Source organism: Streptomyces sp. NPDC052682 (assembly GCF_040678435.1).
Taxonomy (GTDB): Bacteria; Actinomycetota; Actinomycetes; order Streptomycetales; family Streptomycetaceae; genus Streptomyces.
This window is the reverse complement of the sequence record NZ_JBFATS010000002.1, coordinates 45,085-65,445: the sequence shown is the minus strand read 5'-3', so window position 1 is coordinate 65,445 and position 20,361 is coordinate 45,085. Positions and strand designations below refer to the sequence as shown.

Below are 20,361 nucleotides of genomic sequence, written 5' to 3'. Positions count from 1 at the left end.
GTTCCAGTCGTCGGCGGAAGGGAGCGGTCCTCAGAACAGGTCCGGGCACCACGGTCGCCTGGACGTACGCAGCAGGGCGTCGGCCTTCCGGGCGGCGCCCGCTCGTTCTTCCCGCACCCGGCCCAGCGCCGCCAGCCGCACCGCCGACTCGTCGCCCAGCCACAGCGTGGCCAACTCGCCCACCTCCAGCGCCAGATCGGCGCTCTCGGTGGTCGGCACACAGCAGGCGCCGTCCTCGGCCGCCTCCAGCCGGTACCGCCCGCCGGTCAGCCCGTCCCGGTCGGCCACCTCCAGCACCAGCGTCCCCGGCCCCGCGTACGTCCGCGCCTGAAGGGCCCGAACGACGTCCAGGATCCGCACCCACAGCCAGTCCGCCTGCGTGGTGACGGCGGCGGCGCGCGGGTCCGGCAGGAAGAACGGCAGCAGGTCGTCGGGGGCCCGCCAGCCGCTCTTGACCTTGGTGATCCAGTCGATCGAGCACAGGTAGTGCCACAGGGCGCGCTCGGCGGCCGGGGTCACCCCGATCAGCCAGTTGACGCTCGCCGTGTTCAGCGGCTGCTTGCCGTCCCCCCACCGGTCGTCGGCCTCGTAGGAGACCATGCCCTCGACCTCGCCGGCCGCCGAACGGTAGACGGCGTAGAAGGGCTCGGTCCACGACTCGGAGAACCGGAGGGCGCCGGTGTTCAGCTTCCACCACAGCGCCTCGCGGCTGACGGCGCCCGGCTGGGCGGCGCGCAGCCGCTCGTGCAGCTCGGGGCCCAGCTTGCGGACGTCCTCGCCGTCCACGAGGTCGACGCGGCCGCCGTCCCGCGGACCCGCCCAGCGCGGGTCGAGGCCGGTGCGCGGTACGTCGACCGTCCACTCGCAGGTCCAGGTGGCCGGGCCGAAGCCGTACCGGCCGTAGATCGGGTACTCGGCGGCGATCAGCGTCGCGACGACGTCGCCGCGCTCCTTCGCGGCCGCCAGGTCCTGGCTCATCATGCGGGTCAGCAGGCCGCGGCGCCGGTGGGTGGGGCTGACGGTGACGTTCGAGACGGCGTCGGCGGGCACGGTGGCGCCGCCGACGGCGGTGAGCTCCTGGGCGAAGGACCGGAAGGTCGCCACACAGCGCCCGCCGTCGAAGGCGCCGAGCAGCCGGCCCGGCACGAACTGGGCACGGCGGGCTTCGAGGGCCTCGGCGGAGACGGTGGGTTCCCGCAGGAACCCGGTGCACAGCGCGCGGGTCCAGTCGGCGAACTCGGCCTCGGTGACGGCGCGTACGTCGATGCTGTCGGGGTGGGGAGCCATGGGCTCACGGTAGGCGGCCGGGGCGCGGCCGCCCCACCGGTTTTCCGGCGGTCCGCCTCAGAACGCCGCCCGGACCTCCCCCACCTCGCGGCCCCCGCCCAGCAGCGGTGCCCGGCCGATGCGCTCCAGCACCGGCGCGTCCACTCCCATCCGCTCCAGCGCCCGGGCCAGCACCGGCCCCAGCGCCCGTGCCGCGCCGTCCTCCACCTTGAAGGCCAGGGCCCGGCCGTCCGGCAGGGCCACCGCCTGGACCGCCTCCGCGCCCATCTTGGACAGCGCGCCCGGCACCTCGCGCATCAGCCAGGTGTCGTGGCGGCGGGTGCCGGCGACGTACTCGGGGTGGGCGCGCATGGCGTCGGCGACGCGCCGCTCGGCCGAGCCCGGCTCGGCCCGCACGAACGCCCGGTACGCCCGGGCCAGTCCGGTGAGGCTGATCGCCGCCAGGGGCGCCCCGCAGCCGTCCGTGCCGACGGCGGCGACCCGCTCGCCCGCCGCGTCCTCCACCACCCGGTGGATGAGTTCCTGCAGCGGGTGGTCCGGGTCCAGGTAGGACTCCAGCGGCCAGTCCCGCAGAGTGCAGGCCGCCAGCATCGCGGTGTGCTTGCCGGAGCAGTTCATCACCACCCGGTCCCGCGCCCCGCCCGCCGCGAGGTACGTCTCCCTCTCCCGCGCGTCCAGCGGCAGGTCGGGCGGGCACTGCAGCGACTCGGGGCGCAGCCCGTGCTCGTCGAGCATCTTCTGCACCAGGTCACGGTGGAAGGACTCCCCCGAGTGGCTGGCCGCGGCGAGTGCCAGGCGCTCCCCCGACAGGTCCAGGCCCGCCTTCAGCACGCCCGCCGCCTGCATCGGCTTGTTGCTGGACCGCGGAAAGACGGGCGCCGTCACCTCCCCCAGCGCCAGCTCCACCGCCCCGTCCGCGTCCAGCACCACCAGGGCGCCCCGGTGCCGTCCCTCGACGAACCCGGAGCGGACGACCTCGGCGAGAACAGGGGATATCGCGGACATCGGCGGTGGCCTCCCGGACGGAACGTGACCCGCTCCGGCGAACGGCCCGGGGTCGCCGGGCCGGATACGTCACAGGAGCAGGTCGTCGACTTGTGCTTCTCCTTCACGGTACCGACGGGCGATCTCCGCGCTGCACTCGTCGGCCGTCCGCTGCAACCGCTGCCGACGGCCCGAGACCTGCCGCTCGTAGCGCACCAGCCGGCCCATCGCCGCGTTGAGCTCCGGGTCCGTGCGGGCGGCCAGGTCGGACAGCTCCACCTCGGCGAGCATCTCGGCGGCCAGCCGCCGGGACTCCTCGCCCTGCGGTGTGCCCAGCGTCACATGGCGGGCCGAGGAGCGGTGCCTGGCCGGGGCGTCCCGCAGGATCTCCGGCAGCCGCTCGACGACGGACCCCTCCGCCGGTGCCGACACCGAGGCCTCCCCGGCCGGCGCCCGCCGCGCCAGTTCGGCGCGCAGGATGTCGATCCGCCCCTGCAGCAGCCGCCGTACGTAGCTCAGGTCGGCCTCGTCGCGCTGGGCCTCCCGGCGCAGGCCGCGCAGCTCCGCCAGGCTCAGTGCGGCCAGGTGGTGCCCGGGTGCGGCCCCGGCTGTCCGAGCGGGCTGGGACGTGTCCCCCGGCATCGGCGGGCTGTCCGTACGCTGGGTGGGCGGCCGGTGGTACTCCAGCTCCCCCGCCCCCGCGCGGATCCACGAGACAGCCCCGGGCTGCTGCCCGGTACTCGATGTGCTCATGTGTCTCTACCGTCCCCTCGACCGGCGTGTGAGAAAGCATCGTGCCACCCCAAGTGGCCGCATAGTGACCGAGTGCCCACGATCCTCCCCAGATGGGGGCACAAGGAGGAATAATCAGCCGACTGGGGTCCTGCCGCGGACCGCCGTCGGGGTGCGTGGCACCGCCCGGCATCATGGTCCATATGCGTGCGGTGGTGCAGAGGGTGGACGGCGCGAGCGTCGTCGTGGACGGCGAGACGGTCGGGACGATCGAGGGCGAGGGGCTGTGCGTCCTGGTCGGTGTGACCCACGAGGACACCAAGGAGAAGGCGGCACAGCTGGCCCGCAAGCTGTGGACGCTGCGCGTGCTGCACGACGAGAAGTCGTGCAGCGACGTCGGCGCACCGCTGCTGGTGATCAGCCAGTTCACTCTTTACGGCGATGCCCGCAAGGGGCGCCGGCCCACCTGGAACGCCGCGGCTCCGGGGGATGTCGCCGAGCCCCTGGTCGATGAGGTGGTGGCCCAGCTCAGGGGGCTCGGCGCGACGGTCGCGACCGGGCGGTTCGGGGCGCAGATGCGGGTGTCGCTGACGAACGACGGCCCGTTCACGGTGCTGCTGGAGATCTAGGCCCCGCCCGGCCTACGGCTCGACCACGACCTCCTGGGCCGCCGCCGTGTCGCCGGCCATCAGGTGGGCGTCGACCGGGACATTGCGCTTGACCAGGGCGAGGGCGACGGGTCCGAGTTCGTGGTGGCGTACGGACGTCGTCACGAAGCCGACCTTGCGGCCGTCGGGGCCGTCCTCCGCCACGCGCAGCTCCGTGCCGTGCGGCGGCAGGTGCACCTCGCTGCCGTCCAGGTGGAGGAAGGCCAGCCGGCGCGGCGGCTTGCCGAGGTTCTGGACCCGGGCGACGGTCTCCTGGCCCCGGTAGCAGCCCTTCTGCAGGTGCACCGCCGAGCCGATCCAGCCCAGCTCGTGCGGGATGGTGCGGTGGTCCGTCTCGAAGCCGAGGCGGGGCCGGTGGTGCTCGACCCGCAGTGCCTCGTGGGCCAGCAGCCCGGCGGGCGGGCCGGCCTTCTCGGCGTAGGACTCCAGCTCGGCGCGGGGCAGGAAGAGATCACGGCCGTACGGCGTCTCCCGTACGACGACGTCCTCGGGGACCTCGGCGATGGAACCGGCCGGCAGGTGCACCACCGCGAAGTCGGCGGTGCGGTCGGCGACCTCGACCCGGTAGAAGAACTTCATCGACTCCAGGTACGCGACCAGCGCCTCCTGGGTGCCGGGCTCCACGTGCGCCCAGACCGTCTCGCCGTCGTCCACCAGGTACAGCGCGTGCTCGATGTGGCCGTGCGCGGAGAGGATGAGCGCCTCGGTGGCCCGGTGCGGCGGGAGCTCGCTGACGTGCTGGGTGAGCAGGAGGTGCAGCCAGCCGAGCCGGTCCTCGCCGGAGACGGTGACGACGCCGCGGTGGGAGAGGTCGACGAAGCCGGTGCCGTCGGCGAGGGCACGCTGCTCGCGGAACAGGTCGCCGTAGTGGGCGGCGACGCCTTCGTCCACACCCTCGGCGGGAACGGCGCCGGGCAGGGTCAGCAGGGGGCTCTTCATACGCACAAGCCTACGACTCGGTAGTTGAAGCCTTGAGAGTGCAGTCCTCGCAGCGGCCGAAGATCGCGAAGTGCTTCATGTCCGTGTCGAAGCCGAACTCCTGGCGCAGCTTGGCGGTGAACTCGGCGGCCACGCTCAAATCCGCCTCGATGACGTTGGTGCAGTCGCGGCACACCAGGTGGATGTGGTGGTGCCGGTCGGCCAGGTGGTAGGTCGGCGCGCCGTGCCCGAGGTGGGCGTGGCTGACCAGCCCCAGTTCCTCCAGCAGCTCCAGGGTCCGGTAGACGGTGGAAATGTTGACCCCCGACGCCGTCTTCCTCACCTCGCTGAGGATGTCGTCGGGGGTCGCGTGCTCCAGGGTCTCCACGGCTTCGAGCACGAGTTGCCGCTGCGGGGTCAGCCGGTAGCCGCGCTGCCGCAGATCGCTCTTCCAGTCGGTGCTCACCACAGCACCGAGTCTAGAGCTACTTGAAGAAGGCGATCCCGTCGTCGGGCAGGTCGTCCGGGAGGGCCTTGGCCCAGCGCTCGACCTCCTCGGGGGTGACGACCTTCTTCAGGTGCGCCGACATGTAGGGACGCAGCTCGACCTCGGGCGTCTGCTTCTCGCCGACCCACATCAGGTCGCTCTTGACGTAGCCGTACAGCCGCTTGCCGCCGGTGTAGGGCCGGGAGGCGGCCGTACGCGCCACCGCGTCGGTCACCAGGTCGATCTGCGGCTTCTTGTCGGCCAGCTCGCCGTACCAGATCTCGACGACACCGTCGTCGCGGGTCATCGTGACCTCGACCTTGCGCTCGGCGTCGATGCGCCAGTAGCCGTGCTCGGACTCCAGCGGCCGGACCTTGTTGCCGTCCTTGTCCAGCACCCAGGTGTGCGAGTGGTACTCCAGGAAGTCCCGGCCGTCGTGCGTGAAGGTGACCTCCTGACCGAAGTTGCACTTCTCGGCGCCGGGGAAGTCGTGCACGCCCGCGCCCGCCCAGTTGCCGAGCAGGAAGGCGAGGGGGACGAGGTCCTTGTGGAGGTCGGACGGGATCTCGATCATCAGCAGCAGTTCCTAGAGGTGGGTCAGCGCTGGCCCTGGTACAGCTTCTTCACGGTCAGCCCGGCGAAGGCGAGCACGCCGACGCAGACCAGGACCAGCAGGATTTCGAAGAAGAGTTCCACGGGGTGCTCCTTGAGCGGGGTGCGGATGGATGCACAGGGCCGGGCCCCAGCTTACGCGGCCGGACTCCGGCGCTGTCGTGTGAGGTGGGTCAGCCCAGCAGCTGGCTCTGCAGGGTCACCGTCTGCTGGAAGGGCACCGCGGGCGCGGCTTTCTCGCGGGACTGCACCACGAGCGCGAGGGTGTCGCCGGCGGCCAGGTAGGCGTGCCGGACGTGCTCTACGCCATACGGCTCCTGCTCGTCGTACGGCGTCCGCTGGACGTTCTCCACCTGCGCGGCGTCGGGGAACGCCTCATCGTGCCCGGACATCGCGGTGCCTCTCAGCTGGTACCTCGGCTGGCCGTAGGGGGCCAGCCAGGGGCCGAACAGCTCGTCCGTGACGGCCGCGGTGTCGAACTGCAGCAGGTAGATCCGGGTGCGGGTGCCGTCCTGGGTGGTCCAGCCGCGGGCGGCGATGTGCCGCAGGCCGTGGTCGGTGAGCTGCCGGCGGATCTCCTCGGCGTCCTCCTCGGAGGCGTACTGGGTCAGGAAGTCCTCGGTCGCCAGCCAGCCGTCGCCGCCGCGCAGTTCCTTGTCCTCCTCGGCGCCCTCGGGCGCGGGCAGCAGCAGCGCGCGCAGGTCGGCGTAGTGCGTGTTGGCGCGGTTGGACGCGGCGAACGGGCCGGGACGGCCGGGGGGCAGCGGCGGCCTGGTGAGGGCCGGATACGTCCAGCGCCCGTCCGACTCCGTGGCCAGCCCCGGTACGTCGGTCCGCTCCAGGCGGGTGATGCCGTACGCGGTGGCGGCGCCGACGGCCGCGAAGACGGCGACGGCGGCGCTCCAGCGCAGCACGGCCCGCAGCGCCCGGCGGTCCCGGCGGGCCGGCGGCGGTGCGGCGGGCGGCTCCTGAGGCAGAGGGGCGGCGGCGAGGTTCTGCTGCTCGGTCATACGGCCTTCCCCGGGTCGGAGATGCGGTCGAGCTGCTGGGTGACCAGCAGCGCGGCCTGCTCGGTGTCGAGTGGTTCCGCCCCGTCCGCGACGGCGGTGACCAGGACGTTGCCGACAAAGGCGGAGCAGACCATCGTCTCCAGGTCCTTGTCGGCGTCCTTCGGCGGCAGGAAGCAGCGCGCGTTGTCGTGGCCCTTGATCGCCGGGCCCTTTCGCAGCACCTTCAGGGCGTCCAGGAACTCGCTCTGGAAGTCCGCGATGTCGCGCACGGCCGCCCTGTTGCCCATCTGGGCCAGCTCGATGCGCAGGGTGAAGGCGTCACCGGTGAAGGCCGGGGCGAGGTCGGTGGTGCTGACGTAGCTGCGCATCGCCAGGCCGGTGATGCGCTGCCGGTCGATCGACTTCTCCAGCCGCTTGCGCTGGGAGCGAGGCAGGCCGCTCAGCGACTCCTTGCGCAGGGCGGTGGCCTCCTGGCCGCTCAGGGCGGCGTCCGACCCGAACGCGCCGAGGTCCGGCCCGCGGCCCCACGTGGTGCCGTAGGGCACGAGCATCGCGGCGAGCCCGGAGGCGGCCGCCTTGCCGTCGCCTGCGCCGGTGCTCTCCCGCGGGGGCTCCTCCGTGGCGGAGTTCTCCTCCGGGAACTTCCACACCGGCGCTCCCGCGTCCCGGTCGGCGCCGCTGACGGTCACCCCGGTGCAGACGGCGCCGCCGGCGACGGCGAGCGCCAGCACCACGGACGCGCCGACCGCGGCGACCCGCCCGCGCCGACGTACGGGCGCGCCTGCGGCCTCGGCAGCGGTCTCGGCAGCGGTCTGCGCCTCGGGCTGCCCGGCCGGCACAGGCTGGGGTTCGACGGCCGGGTGGTTCCGGCCGGACTGGTTCTCGGTCACAGCCGCTCCAACTGCCGCTCGGCCAGATCCATGATCTTCGCCTTGGGGATCGGGCGGGTGTCCGAGATCCAGACCTCCATGGCGATGTCACCGCGCCAGGCGAAGGCCTTCGCGGTGTAGTCCGGCCGGTAGCCGGGCTTGGTCTCCGGCCGGGTGGCGACGAACACGCGCCCGTTCCGGGTGCCGGGCAGTGCCCAGGTGCGGGCGTCGTCGTCCCGCGCGTCGGCCCCGTACTGGTTGCCCTCGCTGTTCTCGACGGCGCCGAGACGCTCCTCCTGGCGGAACTGCAGGAGGCGGATCTCCACCACGTACGTGCCGCCGACCTCCCAGCCCGTGACCGCGGCCCGCCGGAACTCGTCGCTGACCAGCGCCCCGAACGCACGGTCCGGGTACTTGTGGAAGGCCGCGTAGCCGTCCAGGTCCAGCCAGCCGTCGTCACCCCTGAGGTACTCGGCGTCCCTGGCCCCGCGCGGCTTCTTCAGCAGCAGCTCGCGCAGGTCGCCGTCGGTCTTCACGCGCCGGTCCTGCGCGGCGGTGAGCGGCTCGGGCGCCTCGCCCTTCGCCTGGGCCAGCACCGGCTGGGACAACGGGGGCAGCTCGGTGGGCTCGCGCCCGGCCTGGACGAGGTAACCGGCGCAGGTCCCGGCGACCACCCCCAGCGCGGCGGCCGCACCGATCAGCGCCGCGGCCCGCCCGCGCCGAGCGCCCGTCCCTTCAGGTCGTTCCAAGACATCCCCCCACGAAGGTCGGCGCGCACGTCCGTCACACGCGCGCACAGGAGACCCCCGGGCGGCGCCGGTGGTTGTGGGAGGAGTTGATTACGATTCGGTCATGGCGAAGAAGCTCGTGATCAAGGTGACGGCGGGGGCCGATGCCCCCGAGCGCTGCTCCCAGGCGTTCACGGTGGCGGCGGTGGCCGTGGCCAGCGGCGTCGACGTCTCCCTGTGGCTCACCGGGGAGTCCGCCTGGTTCGCGCTGCCCGGCCGTGCCGCCGAGTTCGAGCTGCCGCACGCCGCCCCGCTGCCCGACCTGCTCGAGTCGATCCTGGCGGGCGGCCGGATCACCCTGTGCACGCAGTGCGCGGCCCGCCGCGAGATCACGGAGAAGGACGTCATCGAGGGCGTACGGATCGCCGGCGCGCAGGTCTTCGTCCAGGAGGCGCTGGCGGACGGGACACAGGCGCTCGTCTACTGAGACAGGCCCGGGTGGTACCCGGCCGCTACCTGGGCCGCTTCCTGCCGTCCAGCTCGTCCCACCAGGCATCGGAGACCGGGTCCCCGGACGGGTCGTCCCACCAGCGGTCCTCCGGGCCCCGCCGGTTGGCGACCATCGCGGCGACGGGCGGGATGACCATGGCCACCACACACATGCCCACCGCGGCCGGCACGGACCACAGGCGTACCACGCCCCAGGCCAGGACGAAAAGCCCGACGCAGGTGCCCATCAGGGCGAAGTAGGCGTGCCGCCTGCGCGCGTACATGTCTTCAGGGTAGATCCGCGTGCCCGGCCCTGGACATGCCGACGGGCCGCACCCCAGGCGTCCAACCCGAGGGGTGCGGCCCGTCGGCCGATGCGTGCCGTACGACGGCCGTCAGACGGCGATCGCGACCTCCGCCAGGCCGCCCTTCTGGGCGACGACCGTGCGGTCGGCGGTGGCGCCGGGCACGAGGGCGCGGACGGTCCAGGTGCCCTCGGCCGCGTAGAAGCGGAACTGTCCGGTCGCCGAGGTCGGCACCTCGGCGGTGAACTCGCCGGTCGAGTCGAGCAGCCGCACGTAGCCCTGCACCGGCTCGCCGTCGCGGGTCACCTGGCCCTGGATCGTGGTCTCACCGGGCTTGATCGTCGAGGCGTCCGGCCCGCCGGCCTTCGCTCCACACATGTCGTTCTCCTGAAGGGGGTCGGATGGGGTCGGTCGGGAGGGGTTACTTGTTGGCGCCGAGCTCGATCGGCACGCCGACGAGGGAGCCGTACTCGGTCCAGGAGCCGTCGTAGTTCTTGACGTTCTCCACGCCGAGCAGCTCGTGCAGCACGAACCAGGTCAGCGCGGAGCGCTCACCGATACGGCAGTAGGCGATGGTGTCCTTCGACAGGTCCACGTTCTCCTCGGCGTAGAGGGCCTTGAGCTCCTCGTCCGACTTGAAGGTGCCGTCGTCGTTGGCGTTCTTCGACCACGGGATGTTCCGGGCGGTCGGGACGTGGCCCGGGCGCTGGGACTGCTCCTGCGGCAGGTGGGCCGGGGCGAGCAGCTTGCCGGAGAACTCGTCGGGCGAGCGCACGTCGACCAGGTTCTGCGAGCCGATCGCGGCGACGACGTCGTCCCGGAAGGCCCGGATGGACGTGTCCTGCGGCTTGGCCTTGTACTCGGTCTTCGGGCGCTCCGGCACCTCGTCGCCGGGGACCAGCTCGCGGGCGTCGAGCTCCCACTTCTTGCGGCCGCCGTCGAGGAGCTTGACGTTCTCGTGGCCGTAGAGCTTGAAGTACCAGTAGGCGTAGGACGCGAACCAGTTGTTGTTGCCGCCGTACAGGACCACCGTGTGGTCGTTGGCGATGCCCTTCTCCGACAGGAGCTTCTCGAAGCCCTCCTGGTCGACGAAGTCACGGCGGACCGGGTCCTGCAGGTCCTTGGTCCAGTCGATGCGGATCGCGTTCTTGATGTGGTTCTTGTCGTACGCGGACGTGTCCTCGTCCACCTCGACGATCGCGATGCTGGGGTCGTCCAGGTGCTCCTGAAGCCAGTCGGCGTCGACCAGGACGTCGCTGCGGCTCATGCTCTTTCTCCTCCGGGGCAGTTGCGGGGGCGTGCGAGATCTTCAGGGCGCGCGCCCATGCCGAGGGCGGCGCACGGGTGCCCTGGCAGCAGGGCGTCGAGGGATACGGAAGCCGGGCTTCCGCTCAGAAGGGGCGACAGAGCATGGCGGCAACGCGGCACAGGTCCACTGCCCGCCGCTTCGTGAGATCCGCCTGTCGCTTCATGGTCCCGATCGTAGGGACGGTCGGGGGACCGTGTCACCGGTGTGTCGCATGCTGAGACGCGATCGTCCGCGATGCGGGATCAGAGGGCGATCCGGGCGGGCGTCGCACGCCGCCCGGCCCCCGTGTACGCGGTCGCCCCTGCCCCGCGGACGACGTCGTCTCGCCTTTCGGACAACCGTCGTCCACCGCCGCTCCGGGGACAGGTCCTACCCGGCCAGCCGGACGTCGGAACCCTTCACCGTGATCTCCACGCCGTTCCGCGCGGCCTCGACCTTGTCCAGCCGGATGCCGCCGGGCAGGCCGTCGATCTTCTGCTGGAAGTCGGTGATCGACCGGACCCGGTTCTCCGCGAGGGCGACCCCGCCGAAGCTGGGCAGGGAGTCGGCGTGCGCCCGGACGGTGTCCCCGTCGACGACCGAGACCGAGCTGAGCACGGACACCGGCTTGGGCAGCTCGGTGCCGAGCACGGTCGCCTCCACGTCGACCTTGATCTTGCCGTTGCCGCCGTCGGAGAGGCCGACGACCTTGGCGGTGACGCCCGGGGCGACCTGGGTGGCCTCGGACTTGGCGGCCTTGAGCAGCTCGTCGTAGGAGACGAACGCGGTGCCGGTGGCGCTGGCGGCGGTGGCGGAGCTGTAGTCGCCGGAGAACTCGACGCCCTTCATGTCGGCGCGCAGATCGTCGATACGGATCTTCTTGGCACCGTCGCCCGTGGCGGCCTCGTACGTGTCGATGCCGACCTCGACGTCGTCGAGGGAGCCGGAGGCGACCTGGGTGAGGAACGGGAAGCCCTTGATGGACACGTCGGGGGTGGTGGCGAGGTTCTCGTTCGCCTTCAGGCGGTCGGCGGCCTCGTCCTCGGCGAAGTTGACGGCGACGCGGTCGGCGACGACGAAGAGGCCGGCCAGGACGATGACGATGATCGACAGTATTCGCAGTGCGCGCATGCGGTTATCCCCACCTGGGCGGTCAACGGCGGTCCCTCGACGACCGAGTGGCCGTCCACAGCGCGAGAGTAACCCTGGGGAGGGGTCGGGCCAGGGGATTGTCGATCAGCTGTGACAGGTGGGTTGGGGGTGTTGGCCGGGCGCTGGGGGTTGCTTTACCGGGGCTGCGGGAGTGCTGGGTGCTCGTGCCCGGGCGCTGCGGAGTTGCTGGGCGCTCGTGCCCGGGCGGGGCGGGTGGGCAACCCGGCGCTGCGGGGTGCCGCCCGCGCCCACCCGTGCCGCCCCAGGCGGCACGCATGCCCGCGGCTTGCGGCCATCGGCGCAGGCCGCAGGCCGAGAGCGGGCACCCCGGTCCAGCGCAAGCGCGCCCGGCCCCAGCACGTCTCCGGATGCGCAACGGCACCCACACCCGCGGCTTGCGGTCACCGGCGCGCCACCCGACACCTCCTGCCCCGACCCCCGCCCCGGAGGCCCGGCCAGGGCTACGTCAGTGCGCGGCCCAGGATGTAGACCGCCGGGGCCGCGGCGGAGAGGGGGAGAGCGACGCCTGCGGTGAAGTGGACGAAGCGGGACGGGTAGTCGTAGGCGGCCACGCGGTGGCCGATCAGGGCGCAGGCCGCCGCTCCCGCGCCGAGCAGGGCGCCCGGCGTTCCCAGGCCGGTCATCGCCCCGGCCGCGAGGCCCGCTCCGGCCGCCGCGAGCAGGGCGAGGCACACCGAGGCCGGGGTCGGCAGCGGGACGGCGCGGGCCAAGAGCGCGACCGCCACCGCGGCCGCGCCCACCGTCACCGCGTCCGCCTCGGCCGCGAGGTAGCCGCCCGCGACGATCGCCAGCGCCGCCGCGGCCACCGTCGCCATCAGGCCGTACATCCGCTCGTCCGGGTCGGCGTGGGAGCGCAGCTGCACGACGAGCGCCAGCAGCACCCAGACCCCCAGCGTGCCCAGGATCGCCGCCGGCGACCGGCCGGAGGCCAGCAGCGCGGCGTCCGCCGCCAGCGCCCCCGCGAACCCCAGCGCGATGCCCTGCCGCGCGGGCCACATGCCGTTCAGGCGGAACCAGCCCGCGGCCGTCACCGCCTGGAGCACCACGAGCGGCACGAGGAGCGCGTACGTCCCGACCGCCGCCGCACCCGCGAGCAGCAGCCCCAGCAGCGCGGTCAGCGCGGCCGGCTGCATCCCGGGGTCGATGATCGGCGAACGCCCCTCCGCCCGGGCCCGCTGCGCGTCGGTGATCCGCGCGTTGCCGCCCACGGTGGCCGGACCGTACTCCGGAGACGCCACCTGCCCCTGCGGCTCAGGCACAGGCTGCGGCTGCGGCTGGGGCTCAGGCTGCGGAGAGGCCGGTGCGTACACCGGCGGCTGCGTCTGGGTCTCCCACGTCTGCCCCTGCCACTGCTGCGTGTACTGCTGCGCCGCGTACGGATCGTCGTAGCCCTGCTGGTCCTGGTACTCCTGATACCCCTGGTAGCCCTGCGGCCCGGGCCACGCCTGGGGCTGCGGCTGCGGCTGCGGCTGCCGGTGCTGTGCTCCGTACGGGTCGCCGTACGACTGGTCGGTCATCGCTCATCCTCCTGCGAACGGCGGGAGCACCTCGACCGTGCCGCCGTCTGCCAGCCGTACCGTCTCATGTGCGCGGGTGCCCACGGGGTCGCCGTCGACGAGGAACGAGCACCGCCGCAGGACCCGGGTGAGCTCACCGGGGTGTCGCTCGCGCACCGCGTCGAGCGCCTCGGCGAGGGTGGCCGCCTCGTACGGCTCCTCGGCCACCTGGGCCGCGGCCTTCGCGGCGGCCCAGTAGCGCACCGTGACCTTTGGCATCGGTTCCTCAATCAGTTCGGCGACGGACACCGCCAGGCTAGCCCGCCCGGCGGACGGCCCACTCCCCGATCCGGTGCAACAGCCCCTCGCCGGCCGCGTTCTCGGCGTGCCCCATGCCGGGCTCGATCCACAGTTCGCCGTGGTCACCGGCGGCGGTGGCCAGCATGCGCGGGTGGTCGAGGGGGAAGTAGCCGTCGCGGTCGCCGTGCACGATCAGCAGCGGCGTCGGCGCGATTCTCGGCACCGCCTCCACCGGTGACAGCGGAACCGGGTCCCAGTGCCGGTGGTGGATGCGGGTGCGGAAGCCGTAGCGGCCCACCAGCCGGCCCTCGGGCCGGGTCACCAGCCAGTGCAGGCGCCGCATCGGGGCGGTGCCCCGGTAGTACCAGCGGGCCGGTGCGCTGACGGAGACCACCGCGTCCGTGCGCCCCTCGTGTTCCCGCCCGTACAGCGCCGCGTGCCGCAGCGCCACGGAGCCGCCCATGGAGAAACCGACCGTCACCACGCGCGCGTGCCCCAGCTCCCGCGCCCAGGCGACCGCCGCCGCCAGGTCGAGCACCTCGCGGTCGCCCACCGTGGACCGGCCGCCGGACAGTCCATGGCCCCGGAACGAGAAGGTCACCACGGCCCCATGCCGGGCGAACACCTCCGCCACCCGCCGCACGTGCGGCCGGTGCGCGTCACCCGTGAACCCGTGGGCGATCACGAACACCGGGTGACGGGCGGCCGGCCGGGAGGTGTCGTCCACCATCGCGCCGGGTTCGTATACGGAATCGATCCGCACCCCGTCGGCCGTGTGCAGAAACGTCCGCAAAGGTGCCCTCCCGTGTGTCTCGCCATGCGGACGAATCATGGATGGATCGGTCGATCGCGCCACATGACCTGCCGGATGGGTGCCCATGTCGGCTATTCTGCTGGGCAGAGGACTCGGGCAGCGTAGCCCCCGGGTCCTTTTGTGCTTTCGGAAGCGTTGTATACGACGCGGGAAACCGCAGGTGTACGGGGCCCCGGGATCGCAGAGCAGGCTGTGCCGCAAACGTCCTCGCACGGGACCGAGGAGGAACCAGACGTATGAGTTCTCTGCTGCTCCTGACCAATGCCCTCCAGCCGTCGACGGAGGTGCTCCCCGCCCTCGGCCTGCTGCTGCACACCGTGCGCGTGGCTCCGGCGGAAGGCCCCGCCCTGGTCGACACCCCGGGTGCCGACGTCATCCTCGTCGACGGGCGCCGTGACCTGCCCCAGGTGCGCAGCCTGTGCCAGCTGCTGCGCTCCACCGGCCCGGGCTGTCCGCTCGTCCTGGTCGTGACGGAGGGCGGCCTGGCGGCCGTCACCGCCGACTGGGGCATCGACGACGTCCTCCTGGACACGGCCGGCCCGGCCGAGGTGGAGGCCCGCCTGCGCCTGGCGATGGGCCGCCAGCAGATCGTCGCCGACGACTCCCCCATGGAGATCCGCAACGGCGACCTGTCGGTGGACGAGGCGACCTACTCCGCCAAGCTCAAGGGCCGCGTCCTGGACCTCACTTTCAAGGAGTTCGAGCTCCTGAAGTACCTCGCCCAGCACCCCGGCCGCGTCTTCACGCGCGCCCAGCTGCTGCAGGAGGTGTGGGGCTACGACTACTTCGGCGGCACCCGGACGGTGGACGTCCATGTACGGCGGCTGCGTGCCAAGCTCGGCCCCGAGCACGAGTCGCTGATCGGCACGGTCCGGAACGTGGGCTACCGGTTCGTGACCCCCGAGAAGGTCGAGCGCGCCGCGGAGGAGACCAAGGCGAAGGCCGCCACGAAGACGGACGAATCGGGCGAGGCGGCCGCTCTGGACGCGGCCGAGGCCCGGGCGAAGGCCTGACGGCCCCGGACCGGCGGACGCCCGGCGGACAGGGAAGCTCCCGTACGCCCTGCCCAGAGCGGGTATATCCGCGTAGACTCCGCGCGTGGCCAAGGTGACTCGGGACGATGTGGCACGACTGGCGGGGACGTCCACCGCCGTCGTCAGCTACGTCATCAACAACGGACCCCGGCCGGTCGCCCCGGCCACCCGCGAGCGTGTCCTCGCCGCGATCAAGGAGCTGGGCTACCGGCCCGACCGGGTCGCCCAGGCGATGGCGTCCCGCCGCACGGACCTCATAGGCCTGATCATCCCCGACGCCCGCCAGCCCTTCTTCGGGGAGATGGCGCACGCGGTCGAGCAGGCCGCCTCCGAGCGCGGAAAGATGGTGCTGGTCGGCAACACCGACTACATCGGCGAGCGCGAGGTGCACTACCTGCGGGCCTTCCTCGGGATGCGCGTCTCGGGGCTGATCCTGGTCAGCCACGCGCTCAACGACCTGGCCGCCGCCGAGATCGACGCCTGGGACGCCCGGGTCGTGCTGCTGCACGAGCGGCCCGAGGCCATCGACGACGTCGCCGTCGTCACCGACGACCTGGGCGGCGCCCGGCTCGCCGTCCGCCACCTGCTGGAGCACGGCTACCCGTACGTCGCCTGTGTGGGCGGCACCGCCGAGACGCCGGCCGTCGGCGACCCGGTCTCCGACCACGTCGAGGGCTGGCGGCGCGCGATGGAGGAGGCCGGGATCCCCACCGAGGGCCGGCTCTTCGAGGCGCCCTACAACCGCTACGACGCCTACCAGGTGGGCCTGCGCATCCTGTCCGGGCCGGACCGCCCGCCCGCGATCTTCTGCTCCACCGACGACCAGGCCATCGGCCTGCTGCGCGCGGCGCGCGAGCTGCGCATCGACGTGCCCGGCGAGCTGGCGGTGGCCGGCTTCGACGACATCAAGGAGGCGGCGCTCGCCGACCCGCCCCTGACGACGGTGGCCTCGGACCGCTCGGCGATGGCGCGGTCGGCCGTGGACCTGGTCCTCGACGACGGGCTGCGGGTGGCCGGGGCGCGCCGGGAACGGCTGAAGGTCTTCCCGTCCCGCCTGGTGGTCCGCCGGTCCTGCGGCTGCGCGTAGCACCGTCGCCCGAGCGCCTTTATATCGGGCATACGAGGTTCTGCCGGGCTTCTCAGGAAGCACTCAGCAAGCTCTCATGGTCGGGCGACAAGCTCGGGGACATGACCGAGAGCTTCCACCGCAGCGGCGAGTACGAGAACCCCTACGAGGGTCAGCAGCAGGCCCCGGTGAACCCCGAGTGGCCGCCCCCGCCGGCGTACGCCCCGGCGCACGCTCCGGCGCCCAAGAAGCGCAACCGCGGCCCCGTCGCCCTGGTCGCGGCCGTGGCGATCGTCGCCGCGGCGGTCGGCGGCGGCACCGCGTACGGCATCCAGGAGCTGGCCCGCCACGACACCGTCGCCGCCTCCAGCTCCACCAGCACCACCGTGGTGCCCTCCAGCCAGAAGGGCACGGTCGCCGGGGTCGCCAAGGCGGTCAGCCCGAGCATCGTCGAGATCAACGCCGCCACCGGCTCGGGGTCCTCCACCGGATCCGGCGTGATCATCACCGGTGACGGCGAGATCGTCACCAACAACCACGTCATCGCCGGGGCCTCGCAGATCAAGGTGCGCACCAGCGACGGCACGTCGTACACCGCGAAGGTCGTCGGCACCGACAGCAAGAAGGACCTGGCGCTGATCAAGCTGGCGGGCGCCTCCGGCCTGAAGGCGGCCACCCTCGGCAACTCCGACGGTGTGCAGGTCGGCGACCAGGTGGTGGCGATCGGCTCGCCCGAGGGCCTGACCGGCACCGTCACCAGCGGCATCGTCTCCGCGCTGAACCGGGACGTCACCGTCTCCACCGACGAGGGCCGGCAGCAGCAGTGGCAGCAGGGCGGCGGCTGGCCGTTCGAGTTCGGCGGGCAGCAGTTCAACGGCGACACCGGCTCGGACACCACGACGTACAAGGCGATCCAGACGGACGCCTCCCTCAACCCGGGCAACTCCGGCGGCGCGCTGATCGACATGAACGGCAACATCATCGGCATCAACTCCGCGATGTACGCGCCGTCCGGCTCGTCCGGCTCGTCCGACGCCGGCAGCATCGGCCTCGGCTTCGCCATCCCGGTCAACACCGTCAAGGCCGACCTCGCCAAGCTGCGGGCCGGTGCGCAGAGCTAGGAGCCCGGCATGATCAAGCAGGTCACCCACCCGGGGCCCGGCGCCGGCCCGGCCGGTCTCGCGCTCGCCCTGGCGGCCGCCGCAGAGCTGCACGCGCCGCGGACCCGGGCCCCGGAGGTGGCGCCGGACCGGCCGGACCGGGCCTCGCGGGCGGCGCGCGCCCGGCGCCGTCGTACGGCCGCCGCACGCGGCTGAGCCCCGCGCGCGCTCCCGCCCACGCCCCCGTCCGCGCCCCGGGGACCCGTGCGACGCTGAGCACCGCAGAATGAAGGCCGGCACGACGCACCAGCCCGGCCCCTGTTCCCCGCAGACGAGGAATCCCACGCCATGAGCCCCGCAGAAGGCGACCGTGACACCCGGCGCATCCTGATCGTCGACGACGAGCCGGCGGTGCGCGAAGCACTCCAGCGCAGCCTCGCCTTCGAGGGGTACGACACGGAGGTCGCCGTCGACGGCGCGGACGCCCTGGAGAAGGCGGCGGCGTACCGGCCCGAGCTGATCGTCCTCGACATCCAGATGCCCCGGATGGACGGTCTGACCGCGGCCCGGCGCATCCGCGGCGCCGGCGACACCACCCCGATCCTGATGCTGACGGCCCGCGACACGGTCGGTGACCGGGTGACGGGACTGGACGCGGGCGCGGACGACTACCTGGTCAAGCCGTTCGAACTGGACGAGCTGTTCGCCCGGATCCGCGCCCTGCTGCGGCGCAGCTCCTACGCGGCGGCCGTCGGCGCCGGCACCGAGGACGACGGCGACGTGCTCGCCTTCGCCGACCTGCGCATGGACCTCGCGACCCGGGAGGTCACGCGGGGCGGGCGGCCGGTGGAGCTGACCCGTACCGAGTTCACGCTGCTGGAGATGTTCATGGCGCACCCGCGCCAGGTGCTGACCCGGGAGCAGATCCTGAAGGCGGTGTGGGGCTTCGACTTCGAGCCGTCCTCCAACTCCCTGGACGTGTACGTGATGTACCTGCGGCGCAAGACCGAGGCGGGCGGCGAGCCGCGGCTGGTGCACACGGTGCGCGGTGTCGGCTACGTGCTGCGGCAGGGCGGCACCGAGTGAGCAGGCGCGGTCCCGGCACGCTGCTGCGCCACTACCGGTCGCTGCCGATCCGCTCGCGCCTGGCGCTGCTGGTGGCGGCGGCGGTGGCGTTCGCGGTGGCGGCGGTGTCGGTGACGTGCTGGTTCATCGTGCAGGGGAAGCTGTACGACGAGATCGACAACGACCTCAGGTCGTCGGTCAGCACCCTGCGCTCCGACGACTTCCAGGTGCTGACAGGCACCTGCCGTGCGACGCCGTCCGACTCGCTGGGCGTGGGGCCGCGGTCCAAGAGCTACGGGCAGCTCGTGCGGGCCGACGGCAAGGTGTGTCTCTTCCCCAGCTCCACGGCCCAGGTGCGGGTCACCGGCTCCGACAAGGCCGTGGCGAGGAACCCCGACCCCAACGAGGACGACATCCGCGACGGCACCGACAGCGACGGCACCAAGCTGCGCGTGCTGACCACCGCGGTCGTCATCAAGGACGGGCCCGTGCCGCAGGGCGTGGCCGCCGACTACGCCCTCGTCCTGGCCGTCCCCCTCAAGGGCACCCGGTCCACCCTCAACGAACTCGCCCTGATCCTGCTGCTGGTCTCCGGCGTGGGCGTCCTGGGCGCGGGCGCCGCCGGCCTCGCGGTGGCCCGGGCCGGGCTGCGGCCGGTCGACAAGCTGACCGAGGCCGTGGAGCACGTGGCCCGCACGGAGGACCTGAACATCCGCATCCCGGTCGAGGACGACAGCGAGGACGAGATCGCCCGCCTGTCCCGTTCCTTCAACTCGATGACCTCGGCCCTGGCCAGCTCCCGGGACCTGCAGCAGCAACTGATCGCGGACGCGGGTCACGAGCTGCGGACGCCCCTGACCTCCCTGCGTACGAACATCGAGCTCCTCACCCGCAGCGAGGAGACGGGCCGCCCCATCCCGGAGGCCGACCGCAAGGCGCTGCTGGCCTCGGTGAAGGCTCAGATGACGGAACTGGCCGCCCTGATCGGCGACCTCCAGGAACTCTCCCGTCCCGAGCAGGGCCAGCACGCGGGCAGGACACAGATCGTGGCCTGGCAGGACATCGTCGAGTCGGCCCTGCGCCGCGCCCGGCTGCGCGGCCCGGAGCTGACGATCACGGCGGACGTGCAGCCGTGGTACGTACGGGCCGAGCCCTCGGCGCTGGAGCGGGCGGTGGTCAACGTCCTGGACAACGCGGTGAAGTTCAGCCCGGGCGGCGGCACGATCGAGGTCCGCCTCACCGACGGCGCCCTCACGGTCCGCGACCACGGCCCGGGCATCCCCGCCGACGAACTCCCCCACGTCTTCGACCGCTTCTGGCGCTCCCCGTCGGCCCGGGCACTGCCCGGTTCCGGCCTGGGCCTGTCGATCGTGGCCCGCACGGTGCAGCAGGCGGGCGGAACGGTGGCGTTGGGACCGGCGGAGGGCGGGGGGACGGTGGCGACGATCCGGCTGCCGGGGGCGGCTGCTCCTCCGCCGGAGGTGCCGTGATCACTCGGGCAGAGCGCGCCAGTCCTCCTACCAGGGCGGCCCCAAGAACTCCTCGGTCACTCGCCGGGCTCCAGCTTTCGCGTGCTGTAACGGATCCTTGCGACCTCGTCGATCAGAGCCTTGGCCTCAGCGCTGTCGGTTGCCTCCGCCGCGCGGTGCTGCAACTCGGTCACGTGGGCGTCCAGCTTCGGGTCACGCGCGATGGCGTACTCGCACCACCAGCGGGCCATGAAAGCGGGCACGGGGCGAAGGTCGTACGTGTCGGCGATCGCGCGCTTCCAGTGTCTGTCGAAGTCGGGGAGGAGCTGGGGAGCGTGCTCGGCGATGGCCTCACGCAGCGCCTTCGGGGTCCGCTCGGGCAGGGGAGGGACAGCGGGAGGTGCGTCCGCCACGGAGGCGGTAGTCATGTTCTCTGCCATGACCTCACGGTGAGGGAGCGGCGGTCC

General features: G+C 72.7%; 26 protein-coding genes. 8 read left to right on the top strand and 18 right to left on the bottom strand.

The window, feature by feature from the left end:
- Positions 1 to 30: 30 nt before the first annotated feature.
- The 3 genes from AB0K80_RS02705 to AB0K80_RS02695 form a co-directional block, all read right to left on the bottom strand.
- A complete protein-coding gene (locus AB0K80_RS02705; protein WP_365665118.1) occupies positions 31 to 1,287 on the bottom strand; it encodes a GNAT family N-acetyltransferase in 1,257 nt (418 codons plus the stop codon).
- 57 nt (positions 1,288 to 1,344) lie between these two features.
- Positions 1,345 to 2,292 (bottom strand): asparaginase, encoded by a 948-nt coding sequence (locus tag AB0K80_RS02700; protein ID WP_365665116.1) that lies wholly within the window; start codon positions 2,290 to 2,292, stop codon positions 1,345 to 1,347.
- A gap of 69 nt (positions 2,293 to 2,361) precedes the next feature.
- Positions 2,362 to 3,024, bottom strand: a complete 663-nt coding sequence (locus tag AB0K80_RS02695; RefSeq protein ID WP_365665114.1) for an aerial mycelium formation protein — start codon at positions 3,022 to 3,024, stop codon at positions 2,362 to 2,364.
- 182 nt (positions 3,025 to 3,206) lie between these two features.
- Here AB0K80_RS02695 and dtd point away from each other — a divergent pair, with 182 nt between their 5' ends.
- On the top strand, positions 3,207 to 3,632 hold the full coding sequence (dtd, locus tag AB0K80_RS02690; protein WP_365665112.1) for a D-aminoacyl-tRNA deacylase: 426 nt from the start codon (positions 3,207 to 3,209) through the stop codon (positions 3,630 to 3,632).
- A gap of 12 nt (positions 3,633 to 3,644) precedes the next feature.
- Here the strand turns inward: dtd and AB0K80_RS02685 are convergent, their stop codons facing one another.
- From AB0K80_RS02685 to AB0K80_RS02660, 6 genes are all read right to left on the bottom strand, one after another.
- Positions 3,645 to 4,610: a folate-binding protein gene (locus tag AB0K80_RS02685; RefSeq protein ID WP_365665110.1), complete on the bottom strand. Its 966-nt coding sequence runs from the start codon at positions 4,608 to 4,610 to the stop codon at positions 3,645 to 3,647.
- A gap of 10 nt (positions 4,611 to 4,620) precedes the next feature.
- Complete coding sequence (locus AB0K80_RS02680) at positions 4,621 to 5,058, bottom strand: Fur family transcriptional regulator (RefSeq protein WP_365665108.1); 438 nt, start codon at positions 5,056 to 5,058, stop codon at positions 4,621 to 4,623.
- Positions 5,059 to 5,074: 16 nt separating this feature from the next.
- On the bottom strand, positions 5,075 to 5,650 hold the full coding sequence (locus AB0K80_RS02675; RefSeq protein ID WP_365665106.1) for an FABP family protein: 576 nt from the start codon (positions 5,648 to 5,650) through the stop codon (positions 5,075 to 5,077).
- A gap of 211 nt (positions 5,651 to 5,861) precedes the next feature.
- Positions 5,862 to 6,698: a hypothetical protein gene (locus AB0K80_RS02670; RefSeq protein ID WP_365665104.1), complete on the bottom strand. Its 837-nt coding sequence runs from the start codon at positions 6,696 to 6,698 to the stop codon at positions 5,862 to 5,864.
- Positions 6,695 to 7,588 carry a hypothetical protein gene (locus tag AB0K80_RS02665; protein ID WP_365665102.1) on the bottom strand — a complete coding sequence of 298 codons (894 nt, stop codon included), beginning with the start codon at positions 7,586 to 7,588 and terminating at the stop codon, positions 6,695 to 6,697. Before AB0K80_RS02665 ends, AB0K80_RS02670 begins: the two co-directional genes overlap by 4 nt.
- The gene (locus AB0K80_RS02660) at positions 7,585 to 8,316 is read right to left on the bottom strand and encodes a hypothetical protein (protein WP_365665101.1); all 732 of its coding nucleotides are present in this window, start codon (positions 8,314 to 8,316) and stop codon (positions 7,585 to 7,587) included. Before AB0K80_RS02660 ends, AB0K80_RS02665 begins: the two co-directional genes overlap by 4 nt.
- Before the next feature lie 103 nt (positions 8,317 to 8,419).
- Between AB0K80_RS02660 and AB0K80_RS02655 the strand changes: the two genes are divergently transcribed.
- Positions 8,420 to 8,782, top strand: coding sequence for a DsrE family protein (locus AB0K80_RS02655; protein ID WP_365665099.1), 363 nt, complete (start codon positions 8,420 to 8,422; stop codon positions 8,780 to 8,782).
- Between the two features lie 25 nt (positions 8,783 to 8,807).
- On the opposite strand, the gene AB0K80_RS02650 is transcribed toward AB0K80_RS02655, so the two are convergent.
- From AB0K80_RS02650 to AB0K80_RS02615, 8 genes are all read right to left on the bottom strand, one after another.
- Positions 8,808 to 9,068: a DUF3099 domain-containing protein gene (locus tag AB0K80_RS02650; protein ID WP_365665097.1), complete on the bottom strand. Its 261-nt coding sequence runs from the start codon at positions 9,066 to 9,068 to the stop codon at positions 8,808 to 8,810.
- A 111-nt stretch (positions 9,069 to 9,179) separates the two neighbouring features.
- Positions 9,180 to 9,467 carry a DUF1416 domain-containing protein gene (locus tag AB0K80_RS02645; RefSeq protein ID WP_365665095.1) on the bottom strand — a complete coding sequence of 96 codons (288 nt, stop codon included), beginning with the start codon at positions 9,465 to 9,467 and terminating at the stop codon, positions 9,180 to 9,182.
- A gap of 43 nt (positions 9,468 to 9,510) precedes the next feature.
- Entirely contained in the window at positions 9,511 to 10,356 is an 846-nt protein-coding gene (locus AB0K80_RS02640; RefSeq protein ID WP_365665094.1) for a sulfurtransferase, read from the bottom strand.
- A 124-nt stretch (positions 10,357 to 10,480) separates the two neighbouring features.
- Positions 10,481 to 10,561: an Ms5788A family Cys-rich leader peptide gene (locus AB0K80_RS02635; RefSeq protein ID WP_350751515.1), complete on the bottom strand. Its 81-nt coding sequence runs from the start codon at positions 10,559 to 10,561 to the stop codon at positions 10,481 to 10,483.
- A 206-nt stretch (positions 10,562 to 10,767) separates the two neighbouring features.
- Positions 10,768 to 11,508: a DUF2993 domain-containing protein gene (locus tag AB0K80_RS02630; RefSeq protein WP_365665092.1), complete on the bottom strand. Its 741-nt coding sequence runs from the start codon at positions 11,506 to 11,508 to the stop codon at positions 10,768 to 10,770.
- A 482-nt stretch (positions 11,509 to 11,990) separates the two neighbouring features.
- Positions 11,991 to 13,067: a hypothetical protein gene (locus tag AB0K80_RS02625; RefSeq protein ID WP_365665090.1), complete on the bottom strand. Its 1,077-nt coding sequence runs from the start codon at positions 13,065 to 13,067 to the stop codon at positions 11,991 to 11,993.
- A gap of 3 nt (positions 13,068 to 13,070) precedes the next feature.
- Complete coding sequence (locus tag AB0K80_RS02620) at positions 13,071 to 13,325, bottom strand: MoaD/ThiS family protein (RefSeq protein ID WP_365665088.1); 255 nt, start codon at positions 13,323 to 13,325, stop codon at positions 13,071 to 13,073.
- 37 nt (positions 13,326 to 13,362) lie between these two features.
- The gene (locus tag AB0K80_RS02615; RefSeq protein ID WP_365665087.1) at positions 13,363 to 14,226 is read right to left on the bottom strand and encodes an alpha/beta fold hydrolase; all 864 of its coding nucleotides are present in this window, start codon (positions 14,224 to 14,226) and stop codon (positions 13,363 to 13,365) included.
- Between the two features lie 170 nt (positions 14,227 to 14,396).
- On the opposite strand from AB0K80_RS02615, the gene AB0K80_RS02610 reads away from it, so the two are divergent.
- The 6 genes from AB0K80_RS02610 to AB0K80_RS02585 all read left to right on the top strand — a co-directional run bounded on the left by AB0K80_RS02610 (position 14,397) and on the right by AB0K80_RS02585 (position 19,915).
- Positions 14,397 to 15,173: a response regulator transcription factor gene (locus AB0K80_RS02610; RefSeq protein ID WP_365665085.1), complete on the top strand. Its 777-nt coding sequence runs from the start codon at positions 14,397 to 14,399 to the stop codon at positions 15,171 to 15,173.
- Between the two features lie 85 nt (positions 15,174 to 15,258).
- Complete coding sequence (locus AB0K80_RS02605; protein WP_365665083.1) at positions 15,259 to 16,281, top strand: LacI family DNA-binding transcriptional regulator; 1,023 nt, start codon at positions 15,259 to 15,261, stop codon at positions 16,279 to 16,281.
- Positions 16,282 to 16,382: 101 nt separating this feature from the next.
- Positions 16,383 to 17,381, top strand: coding sequence for a trypsin-like peptidase domain-containing protein (locus AB0K80_RS02600; protein WP_365665081.1), 999 nt, complete (start codon positions 16,383 to 16,385; stop codon positions 17,379 to 17,381).
- 9 nt (positions 17,382 to 17,390) lie between these two features.
- Complete coding sequence (locus AB0K80_RS02595; protein ID WP_365665079.1) at positions 17,391 to 17,576, top strand: hypothetical protein; 186 nt, start codon at positions 17,391 to 17,393, stop codon at positions 17,574 to 17,576.
- Between the two features lie 132 nt (positions 17,577 to 17,708).
- Positions 17,709 to 18,446 carry a response regulator transcription factor gene (locus AB0K80_RS02590; protein ID WP_365665077.1) on the top strand — a complete coding sequence of 246 codons (738 nt, stop codon included), beginning with the start codon at positions 17,709 to 17,711 and terminating at the stop codon, positions 18,444 to 18,446.
- Positions 18,443 to 19,915 (top strand): HAMP domain-containing sensor histidine kinase, encoded by a 1,473-nt coding sequence (locus AB0K80_RS02585; RefSeq protein ID WP_365665075.1) that lies wholly within the window; start codon positions 18,443 to 18,445, stop codon positions 19,913 to 19,915. The genes AB0K80_RS02590 and AB0K80_RS02585 overlap by 4 nt, the downstream gene beginning before the upstream one ends.
- 56 nt (positions 19,916 to 19,971) lie before the next feature.
- Here AB0K80_RS02585 and AB0K80_RS02580 read toward each other — a convergent pair whose 3' ends face one another.
- Positions 19,972 to 20,334 carry a DUF6247 family protein gene (locus AB0K80_RS02580; RefSeq protein WP_365665073.1) on the bottom strand — a complete coding sequence of 121 codons (363 nt, stop codon included), beginning with the start codon at positions 20,332 to 20,334 and terminating at the stop codon, positions 19,972 to 19,974.
- Between the last annotated feature and the right edge of the window lie 27 nt (positions 20,335 to 20,361).

Bases quoted from the DNA above. Each gene is read 5' to 3' on its own strand.
- AB0K80_RS02705 (WP_365665118.1), bottom strand. From the start codon at position 1,287: ATGGCTCCCCACCCCGACAGCATCGACGTACGCGCCGTCACCGAGGCC.
- AB0K80_RS02700 (WP_365665116.1), bottom strand. From the start codon at position 2,292: ATGTCCGCGATATCCCCTGTTCTCGCCGAGGTCGTCCGCTCCGGGTTC.
- AB0K80_RS02695 (WP_365665114.1), bottom strand. From the start codon at position 3,024: ATGAGCACATCGAGTACCGGGCAGCAGCCCGGGGCTGTCTCGTGGATC.
- dtd (WP_365665112.1), top strand. From the start codon at position 3,207: ATGCGTGCGGTGGTGCAGAGGGTGGACGGCGCGAGCGTCGTCGTGGAC.
- AB0K80_RS02685 (WP_365665110.1), bottom strand. From the start codon at position 4,610: ATGAAGAGCCCCCTGCTGACCCTGCCCGGCGCCGTTCCCGCCGAGGGT.
- AB0K80_RS02675 (WP_365665106.1), bottom strand. From the start codon at position 5,650: ATGATCGAGATCCCGTCCGACCTCCACAAGGACCTCGTCCCCCTCGCC.
- AB0K80_RS02670 (WP_365665104.1), bottom strand. From the start codon at position 6,698: ATGACCGAGCAGCAGAACCTCGCCGCCGCCCCTCTGCCTCAGGAGCCG.
- AB0K80_RS02655 (WP_365665099.1), top strand. From the start codon at position 8,420: ATGGCGAAGAAGCTCGTGATCAAGGTGACGGCGGGGGCCGATGCCCCC.
- AB0K80_RS02650 (WP_365665097.1), bottom strand. From the start codon at position 9,068: ATGTACGCGCGCAGGCGGCACGCCTACTTCGCCCTGATGGGCACCTGC.
- AB0K80_RS02645 (WP_365665095.1), bottom strand. From the start codon at position 9,467: ATGTGTGGAGCGAAGGCCGGCGGGCCGGACGCCTCGACGATCAAGCCC.
- AB0K80_RS02640 (WP_365665094.1), bottom strand. From the start codon at position 10,356: ATGAGCCGCAGCGACGTCCTGGTCGACGCCGACTGGCTTCAGGAGCAC.
- AB0K80_RS02635 (WP_350751515.1), bottom strand. From the start codon at position 10,561: ATGAAGCGACAGGCGGATCTCACGAAGCGGCGGGCAGTGGACCTGTGC.
- AB0K80_RS02630 (WP_365665092.1), bottom strand. From the start codon at position 11,508: ATGCGCGCACTGCGAATACTGTCGATCATCGTCATCGTCCTGGCCGGC.
- AB0K80_RS02625 (WP_365665090.1), bottom strand. From the start codon at position 13,067: ATGACCGACCAGTCGTACGGCGACCCGTACGGAGCACAGCACCGGCAG.
- AB0K80_RS02620 (WP_365665088.1), bottom strand. From the start codon at position 13,325: ATGCCAAAGGTCACGGTGCGCTACTGGGCCGCCGCGAAGGCCGCGGCC.
- AB0K80_RS02615 (WP_365665087.1), bottom strand. From the start codon at position 14,226: ATGGGCACCCATCCGGCAGGTCATGTGGCGCGATCGACCGATCCATCC.
- AB0K80_RS02610 (WP_365665085.1), top strand. From the start codon at position 14,397: ATGAGTTCTCTGCTGCTCCTGACCAATGCCCTCCAGCCGTCGACGGAG.
- AB0K80_RS02600 (WP_365665081.1), top strand. From the start codon at position 16,383: ATGACCGAGAGCTTCCACCGCAGCGGCGAGTACGAGAACCCCTACGAG.
- AB0K80_RS02595 (WP_365665079.1), top strand. From the start codon at position 17,391: ATGATCAAGCAGGTCACCCACCCGGGGCCCGGCGCCGGCCCGGCCGGT.
- AB0K80_RS02590 (WP_365665077.1), top strand. From the start codon at position 17,709: ATGAGCCCCGCAGAAGGCGACCGTGACACCCGGCGCATCCTGATCGTC.
- AB0K80_RS02580 (WP_365665073.1), bottom strand. From the start codon at position 20,334: ATGGCAGAGAACATGACTACCGCCTCCGTGGCGGACGCACCTCCCGCT.